The sequence below is a fragment of the Streptomyces phyllanthi genome, assembly GCF_009377205.1.
Classification (GTDB): domain Bacteria; phylum Actinomycetota; class Actinomycetes; order Streptomycetales; family Streptomycetaceae; genus Streptomyces; species Streptomyces phyllanthi.
On the sequence record NZ_VJZE01000453.1, the window covers coordinates 1 to 7371 of the forward strand.

Annotated in this window: 6 protein-coding genes; 3 read left to right on the forward strand and 3 right to left on the reverse strand. The window is 69.7% G+C overall.

Going from position 1 to position 7371, the window contains the following annotated elements:
- Nucleotides 1-45: 45 nt before the first annotated feature.
- Nucleotides 46-2481, reverse strand: coding sequence for a transglycosylase domain-containing protein (locus FNH04_RS37675; protein WP_152790335.1), 2436 nt, complete (start codon nt 2479-2481; stop codon nt 46-48).
- 333 nt (nt 2482-2814) lie between these two features.
- On the opposite strand from FNH04_RS37675, the gene FNH04_RS37680 reads away from it, so the two are divergent.
- The 3 genes from FNH04_RS37680 to FNH04_RS37690 all read left to right on the forward strand — a co-directional run bounded on the left by FNH04_RS37680 (nt 2815) and on the right by FNH04_RS37690 (nt 6403).
- Nucleotides 2815-3339 carry a PadR family transcriptional regulator gene (locus FNH04_RS37680; RefSeq protein WP_152790336.1) on the forward strand — a complete coding sequence of 175 codons (525 nt, stop codon included), beginning with the start codon at nt 2815-2817 and terminating at the stop codon, nt 3337-3339.
- A complete protein-coding gene (locus FNH04_RS37685; protein WP_152790337.1) occupies nt 3336-4022 on the forward strand; it encodes an ABC transporter ATP-binding protein in 687 nt (228 codons plus the stop codon). Before FNH04_RS37680 ends, FNH04_RS37685 begins: the two co-directional genes overlap by 4 nt.
- Before the next feature lie 68 nt (nt 4023-4090).
- Nucleotides 4091-6403, forward strand: a complete 2313-nt coding sequence (locus FNH04_RS37690) for an ABC transporter permease (protein ID WP_194236946.1) — start codon at nt 4091-4093, stop codon at nt 6401-6403.
- A gap of 62 nt (nt 6404-6465) precedes the next feature.
- Here the strand turns inward: FNH04_RS37690 and FNH04_RS37695 are convergent, their stop codons facing one another.
- Nucleotides 6466-6894, reverse strand: coding sequence for a hypothetical protein (locus FNH04_RS37695; RefSeq protein ID WP_152790339.1), 429 nt, complete (start codon nt 6892-6894; stop codon nt 6466-6468).
- 4 nt (nt 6895-6898) lie between these two features.
- Entirely contained in the window at nt 6899-7309 is a 411-nt protein-coding gene (locus FNH04_RS37700) for a roadblock/LC7 domain-containing protein (protein WP_194236947.1), read from the reverse strand.
- Nucleotides 7310-7371 lie beyond the last annotated feature (62 nt).

The following is a 7371-nucleotide window of genomic DNA, read 5'->3' on the forward strand; positions in this document are numbered from 1 at the left end:
GTGCTCACGCACCGGGCGCCCGCTCTCACTGCCCGTCCTGCTGTCTCACTGCCCGTTCTGTGGATCGTCCGGATCCTCGGGCAGCTCGATCTCCGGAGTCGTCGGCGTGTTCCCCGGCTCCGGGCTCTCCTGCCCGTCGCCCGTCGGTGTCTCCTCCGGTGTGGTCTCCGGGGTTGTCGTCGGCGGATCGGACGTCGGCTTCTCGGTTTCCGGCTCCTGGGACGACGGCGTCGACGACGGTGTGTCGCTGGCCGTCGGCGTCTGGTCCGGCTCGACCGCGGCGCCCTGGTCGGTCTCCAGGTCGAACTCGGTGACCTCGTCCATCACGCCGAAGGTGTAGGCGGCCCAGATCTGCGCCGGGAAGCCACCACCGTTGACGCGCTCGACGCCGCCCGCCCCGTACAGCGGGACGTGCTTGCCGTTCTTGGACATGTCCTCGCCGAAGATGCCGACGGAGGTCACCAGCCCGGGGGTGTACCCGGTGAACCAGGCGGACCGGTTCTTGTCGGAGGTACCCGTCTTGCCGGCGACCTGCTGGCCGTCGCGGGCCGGGTTCTCGCGCACCGACGTCCGGGCCGTACCGTCGTCGACCACGCCGGTGAGCACCGAGGTGACCGTGTCGGCGGCCTCGCGGGAGATGACCTCCTCGCCGATCGGGTCGGGGAACCTGACCTTGGTGTCCTTGTGCTCCGCCGACGCGACGAGGGCCGGGGTGACCTTCTTGCCGTGGTTGTCGAGCGTGGCGTAGACGCCCGCCATCTCCAGCGGGCTCGCGCCCATGGTGCCGAGGGTCTGGGCGGGCACCGCCTGCTCGCCCTTCAGGTCCATGCCGAGCTCACCCGCGACCTTCATGACCTCGTCCATGCCCACGTCGACGCCCATCTGCGCGAAGACGGAGTTGATGGACTTGTTCATGGCCGTCTGGACGGTGACGTCGCCGTAGTCGGCCTCGTCCTCGTTCGGCGGGGCGAACCCGACCTTGTTGCCGTTGCTGTCCACGACCGGCCGCCGGCTGTCGCCGTCGTAGATCGTGCGCGCGGTGATCGGGTCGCCGTCCTGGGTCTCGGCGCCCTCCTCGACGGCCGCGGCCAGGATCAGGGGCTTGAAGGTGGAGGCGGGCTGGTAGTCGAGACGGGTGGCGTTGTTCCTGAAGTGCTTCACGTAGTCCACGCCGCCGTACATCGCGACGACCTTGCCCGTCTTCGGATCGACGGACGCGGCACCGGCCTGGACATGGGCGTCGACCTTGCGCTTCTTCGGGTCGAGCTTGCTGGTGAGCGTGGTCTTGACCGCCTTCTCCAGCTGGGCCTGCTTCTTCTTGTCGATGTTCAGCGTGATGGTCCAGCCGCCACGGTCGATCATCGCCTCGGCGTCCTCGGTGTCCTGCGCCGTGCCCTGCTCGACGAGCTGCTTCTTCAGAGCGGCGTTGGCCGCCTCCACCAGGTAGCCGGCCTGGCCCTCCATGCCGGGCGCGGCCTGGGGGTCCTTCGGCACGGGGAACGTCATGCCCTCGCGCTCGCCCTTGTCCAGCCAGCCCTGCTCGACCATGTTGTCCAGGACGTAGTTCCAGCGCTGCTTGACCAGTTTCCTGCCGGCGGGAGAGGCGACCGCCCAGTCGTACTGGCTGGGGGCCTGGAGCAGCGCGGCGAGGTAGGCGCCCTCCTCGACCTTGAGCTTGCTGGCGTCCTTGCGGTAATACCCCTGGGCGGCGGCCTGGATGCCCGAGCAGCCCCGCCCGTAGTAGCTGGTGTTGATGTACCCCGCGAGGATGTACTCCTTGGACTTCTGACGGTCCACCTTGAGCGAGATCACGAGCTCTCTGAGCTTGCGGGTGATCGTCTGGTCCTGGGTGAGGTAGTAGTTCTTGACGTACTGCTGGGTGATCGTCGAGCCGCCCTGCTTGCCCTTGCCGGACAGCGTGTTGAGCAGACCGCGGGCGGTGCCCTTGAAGTCGATGCCCACGTCGTTGTAGAAGGACTTGTTCTCGGCGGCGACGAAGGTCCTCTGGACCCCCTTGGGGACCTTGTCGAGGTCGACGATCTCGCGGTTGACCTCGCCCTGCCGGGCGAGTGTCTTGCCGTCGCTGTACTTGTAGACGTTGCTCTGCTTCTCCGCCGCCGCGTTCCCCTCGGGGACCGGGATCATCAGGTAGAGCACGATGAACGCGCCCATACCCAGCAGACAGAGGGCGAAGAAGGTGCCGAGGAGCTTCTTCCAGGTGAAGAGGCGGCGTATGCGGCCCTTGGGCGCCTTGGAGGAGGCCGCCCTCGCGGCGGCTCTCGACCCCGGCGCCCGGGTGTCGGACTCCGCGCCGACCGATCTGTTGCCGGCCGCGGAGCCGATCACCGTGGCCGTACCGGCCGCTCTCGTACCGGCCGCTCTCGTACCGGCTGCTCTCGGGCCGGCCGCTCCGGACGAGCGCTTGGGCGCCGCGCGGCGGCCACCGCGCTGTCGCGCTCGTCTCTCTTCCGCTCGTCCCATGGGTCCGATCCGCTCCGCTTCCTTCTCGTACGTCACTCGTGTGCCGACGGTCGGCCTAGCAAACTAACACTGCGGGCTGTGTCGCAGGACCGCGGAGCCCTGCTTTTCCGGGCGTGACAATCAGCACGCGACCCCGATGGAACCGACGTTCCAGCAGTCCGGAAGGTTGCCTTGACCGGCCCATGAACCGGCCCGGGAACCTCGACGCGCCCGGTAGCAGAACCGTGACAATGACCCGTGACCTGCGGGGTCGCTCCCCTGCCCGCCCCCGAACCGCCACCTATACACGGCAGGTATACGTGAGGTGTATACGTCATGTGTACAGTTCCGGGCATGTCCATCGGTCACACACTCCTCGGACTCCTGGAGTCCGGACCCCGTCACGGGTACGACCTGAAGCGGGCCTTCGACGAGAAGTTCGGCCACGACCGGCCGCTGCACTACGGCCAGGTCTACTCGACGATGTCGCGGCTGCTGAAGAACGGCCTCGTCGAGGTCGAGGGCGTCGAGCCGGGCGAGGGCCCCGAGCGCAAGCGGTACGCCATCACCGAGGCCGGCATCACCGATGTCCGGCGGTGGCTCGCGACACCCGAGAAGCCCGAGCCGTACCTCCAGTCGACCCTCTACACCAAGGTCGTCCTGGCCCTGCTGACCAACCGGAACGCGGCCGAGATCCTCGACACGCAGCGCTCCGAGCACCTGCGCATGATGCGCATCCTCACCGACCGCAAACGCAAGGGTGACCTCGCGGACCAGCTGATCTGCGACCACGCCCTGTTCCACCTGGAGGCCGACCTGCGCTGGCTCGAGCTCACCGCCGCCCGTCTCGACAAGCTCGCCGCGGAGGTGGCCCGATGATGCCCGCCGGCTCCCTGCTCGCCGCTACCGACCTGCGCAAGGCGTACGGTCCGACCACGGCCCTCGACGGTGCCGAGTTCTCCATCCACCCCGGCGAGGTCGTCGCCGTGATGGGCCCCTCCGGTTCCGGGAAGTCGACCCTGCTCCACTGCCTCGCCGGGATCGTGACGCCCGACTCGGGCTCCATCCTCTACAACGACCGCGAGATGGCCGACATGACCGACGCCGAGCGCAGCGCGCTCCGGCGCAGCGAGTTCGGGTTCGTCTTCCAGTTCGGCCAGCTCGTGCCCGAGCTCACCTGTGTCGAGAACGTCGCCCTGCCGCTGCGGCTGAACGGGATCTCCCGCAAGGAGGCCGAGCGCGCCGCCCTGTCCTGGATGCAGCGCCTGGAGGTCGACGACCTCAAGGGCAAGCGTCCCGGCGAGGTCTCCGGCGGTCAGGGGCAGCGGGTCGCCGTGGCCCGTGCGCTGGTGACGAACCCGCGGGTGCTGTTCGCCGACGAGCCCACCGGCGCGCTCGACTCGCTCAACGGCGAGCGCGTGATGGAGCTGTTCACAGAGGCCGCCCGGTCCACCAACGCGGCTGTCGTCCTGGTCACGCACGAGGCGCGGGTCGCCGCGTACTCGGACCGGGAGATCGTCGTACGGGACGGCAGGTCCCGGGACATGGAGCGCATCGTATGAGCGGGGAAGGGGGGCACCTCCCTGATCGAGCGAAGTCGAGAGCCTGGGGGAGGTCCAGGGACCTCGGGATGGGCGTGAGATTCGCCTTCACCGGGGGCCGCGAGGGGTGGGTGCGCGCCGTGCTCACCGCCGTCGGAGTGGGACTGGGGGTGGCGCTGCTGCTGCTCACCGCGGCGATACCGAACGCGATGGGCATGCGGGACGACCGCGAGGAGGCCCGGCACGACATCGGCCTCGTCTTCCACCAGGAGAACGCCGAGACCAAGCAGTCCGACAGGACCGTGGTCGTCGCCAACAGCGACACCCAGTACCAGGGCAAGGAGGTCCGCGGGCGGCTGATGGAGCCCGAAGGACCGCGGGCGCCCGTGCCGCCGGGGGTGGAGAAGCTCCCCGCGGAGGGCGAGATGCTGGTCTCGCCGGCCCTCGCCGAGCTGCTGAAGTCGGACGGCGGGAAGCTGCTGGTCGAGCGGCTGCCGTACCGCGTCGTCGGCACCATCGGCGAGTCCGGGCTGATCGGCTCGCGGGAACTCGCCTACATCGCGGGCGTCGACGGACTCGCCAAGCGCATCAACGGCTCGACCGTGGGCCGCATCGAACGCTTCGGCAACCCGGAGGACCAGCCCGGCAGGTCGATGGACCCGGTCCTTCTGCTGCTCGTCCTGGTCGTCCTCGTGGTGCTGCTGATGCCGGTCGGCGTCTTCATCGCCACGGCCGTACGGTTCGGCGGTGAGCGGCGCGACCGCAGGCTCGCGGCGCTGCGGCTGGTCGGCTCCGACAGCCGTATGACACGCCGGATCGCGGCGGGCGAGGCGCTCGCGGGGTCCTTCCTGGGACTGGCCTTCGGCACCCTGTTCTTCCTGATGGGCCGTGAGCTCGCCGCCTCGGTCGAGGTGTTCGGCATCAGCGTGTTCCCGGACTACCTCACCCCCACCCCCGCCCTCGCCCTGCTGATCGCCGTCGCGATCCCGGCGTCGGCTGTCCTCGTCACACTGTTCGCGCTGCGCGGGGTCGTCATCGAACCCCTCGGTGTGGTCCGTTCGACCAAGCCCGCACGGCGCAGGCTCTGGTGGCGGCTGCTGCTGCCGCTCGGCGGACTCGCGCTGCTGTTGCCGATGATCGGCCAGGGCGCGGACAACGGTCCCTTCAACGAGTACCAGGTGACCGGCGGCGTCGTGCTTCTGCTCGTCGGGGTCACGGCACTGCTGCCGTGGCTCGTCGAGGCGGTCGTCGCGCGGATGGGCTCCGGCTCCGTGGCCTGGCAGCTCGCCGTGCGCAGGCTCCAGCTGAGCAGCGGCTCGGCGGCCCGTATGGTCAACGGCATCGCGGTGGCGGTGGCCGGCGCGATCGCCCTGCAGATGCTGTTCGCCGGGGCGGACAGCGCCTACACCGAGGTCACCGGCAAGGACGTCACCCGCGCCAACATGGAGGTCGGCCTGCCGGACGGCTCCCGGGTGAGCGCCGCCGTGAAGGACTTCGAGCAGACCAAGGGCGTGTCGGAGGCCCTGGGGCTCTCCTCGGTTTCGGTCGGCGACCGGCGCAAGGACCCCGAGTCCTCGGTGGGCATGACCGTCGGAACCTGCGCGTCCCTGCGTGAGATGGCCAAGATCTCCTCGTGCCGGGACGGTGACGTCTTCATGACCGAGTCCCCGGAGGATCCGACCGCGCTGACGATGGTCAAGCCCGGCCGCACGCTCTGGGTCGAGCCGTCCTACAGCGGAGAGGATCCGGGCGCCGAGATCCCCTGGACCCCGCCGGGCGAGGTGAAGAAGGTCGCCGAGCGGGCCGACTCGCTCCGGCCCTCCTTGTCGGGGCTGCTGGTCACCCGCGCCGCCCTGCCCGCCAAGGTGGAACCCCTGCTCTACAGCAGCGTCTACCTCCGGCTCGACCCGTCGGTGCCGGACGCCACCGACCGGGTGCTGAACACGGCGGCCGCGTTCGATCCGCTCACCGATGCCTGGGTGTGGGAGAGCACCTCGCGGTCGGGCGAGTACCAGTCCATTCGCACGGGCCTGTTCGTCGGCTCGGCCTGTGTGCTCGTCCTCATCGGCGCCAGCCTGCTGGTCTCCCAGCTGGAACAGTTGCGCGAGCGCAGGAAGCTGCTGTCGGCCCTCGTCGCCTTCGGCACCCGGCGCCGCACGCTGAGCCTGTCGGTGCTGTGGCAGACCGCGATCCCGATCGCGCTGGGCCTCGTCCTCTCCTCCGTCGTGGGTCTGACCCTGGGGGCCGTGCTGCTGAGGATGACGAACATCCCGGTGAGCGTGGACTGGGCGAGCGTGCTGTCGATGACGGGCATCGGCGCGGGCGTCGTCTGCCTGGTCACGGCGCTCAGCCTGCCGCCGCTGCTGCGGATGATGCGGCCGGACGGGCTGCGTACGGAGTAGCACGGTGCTTACGGCAACGGGCGACGGGCCCCCTCCGCCTCGGAGGGGGCCCGCGTGCGCGCTCAGAGGCTGTGGCTCTGCACCGCTCGCCGTGCCTGGGCGAAGAGCATGCCCACGTTCACCGACTTGCGGCAGACGACCACGGCGACGACGTCCTGCTGGTCGTTCATGCGGATGAACAGGTGGGTGAGGTTCTCGCTGTTGACCAGGATCTCCTGGAAGTAGTGCTGGTCGCTGGTGACGCCGCGGCGTTCCTTGAACACGTCCTCGATCATCACGACCGTACGGCCCTGGAACAGGTCCAGGGTGGCGCCGGCGAGCAGGTCGAGGACCTCGGGCGGATGGCTCTCGACCGTCTCGTACGACAGCAGCATCCCGGTCGACATGTCGACCACTCCGGAGGCGACACAGTCGGGGGTCTCGGAACGCAGTGCCTTGACCAGGCTCATCACCTGGTCGGAGAAACCGGACGTCATACGCTTCGTCGCCATCCCCTCACACCGCCCGGGCCGCGGGCGCGGGCTCGTACCCGGCCTCGGGCGCCGTCAGGATCGAGTCGATACGGGCGAGGGCGGGGCGGGTCGTCTCGTGCAACTGGTCCACGTCGATGCCCTCGTCGCCCAGGACCACCAGCAACGCGGTCTCCCCCACCGCGTAGAAGGCGGCGCAGCCGTGGCTGCCGTGGGTCACCGTCTGGCGCAGTGTGCCCCGCCCGGTCGCCTCGGCGGTACGGCGGGCCAGTCCCAGCCCCGCGGCGGCGATCGCGGCGAGGCCCTCCGGTTCGATCGTGCCGGCGGTGTCGGCCGCGATGAGCAGCCCGTCGGCGGCGGCCACGGCGGTGTCGGTGACGCCGGTGACCTGCTCGCGCAGGCTCCGCATCTCCCTCGTCAAAGCCTCGTGATCCATGGGGGTGAACTCCCTGACGTGATGGTGGGTGTCTGTGTGCGTGGTGGTTCTGGGGGCGGGTG

What these genes read in the sequence shown, in the direction of transcription:
- FNH04_RS37690 (WP_194236946.1), top strand. Translation starts at nt 4,091, where the DNA reads ATGGGCGTGAGATTCGCCTTCACCGGGGGCCGCGAGGGGTGGGTGCGC.
- FNH04_RS37685 (WP_152790337.1), top strand. Translation starts at nt 3,336, where the DNA reads ATGATGCCCGCCGGCTCCCTGCTCGCCGCTACCGACCTGCGCAAGGCG.
- FNH04_RS37695 (WP_152790339.1), bottom strand. Translation starts at nt 6,894, where the DNA reads ATGGCGACGAAGCGTATGACGTCCGGTTTCTCCGACCAGGTGATGAGC.
- FNH04_RS37700 (WP_194236947.1), bottom strand. Translation starts at nt 7,309, where the DNA reads ATGGATCACGAGGCTTTGACGAGGGAGATGCGGAGCCTGCGCGAGCAG.
- FNH04_RS37675 (WP_152790335.1), bottom strand. Translation starts at nt 2,481, where the DNA reads ATGGGACGAGCGGAAGAGAGACGAGCGCGACAGCGCGGTGGCCGCCGC.
- FNH04_RS37680 (WP_152790336.1), top strand. Translation starts at nt 2,815, where the DNA reads ATGTCCATCGGTCACACACTCCTCGGACTCCTGGAGTCCGGACCCCGT.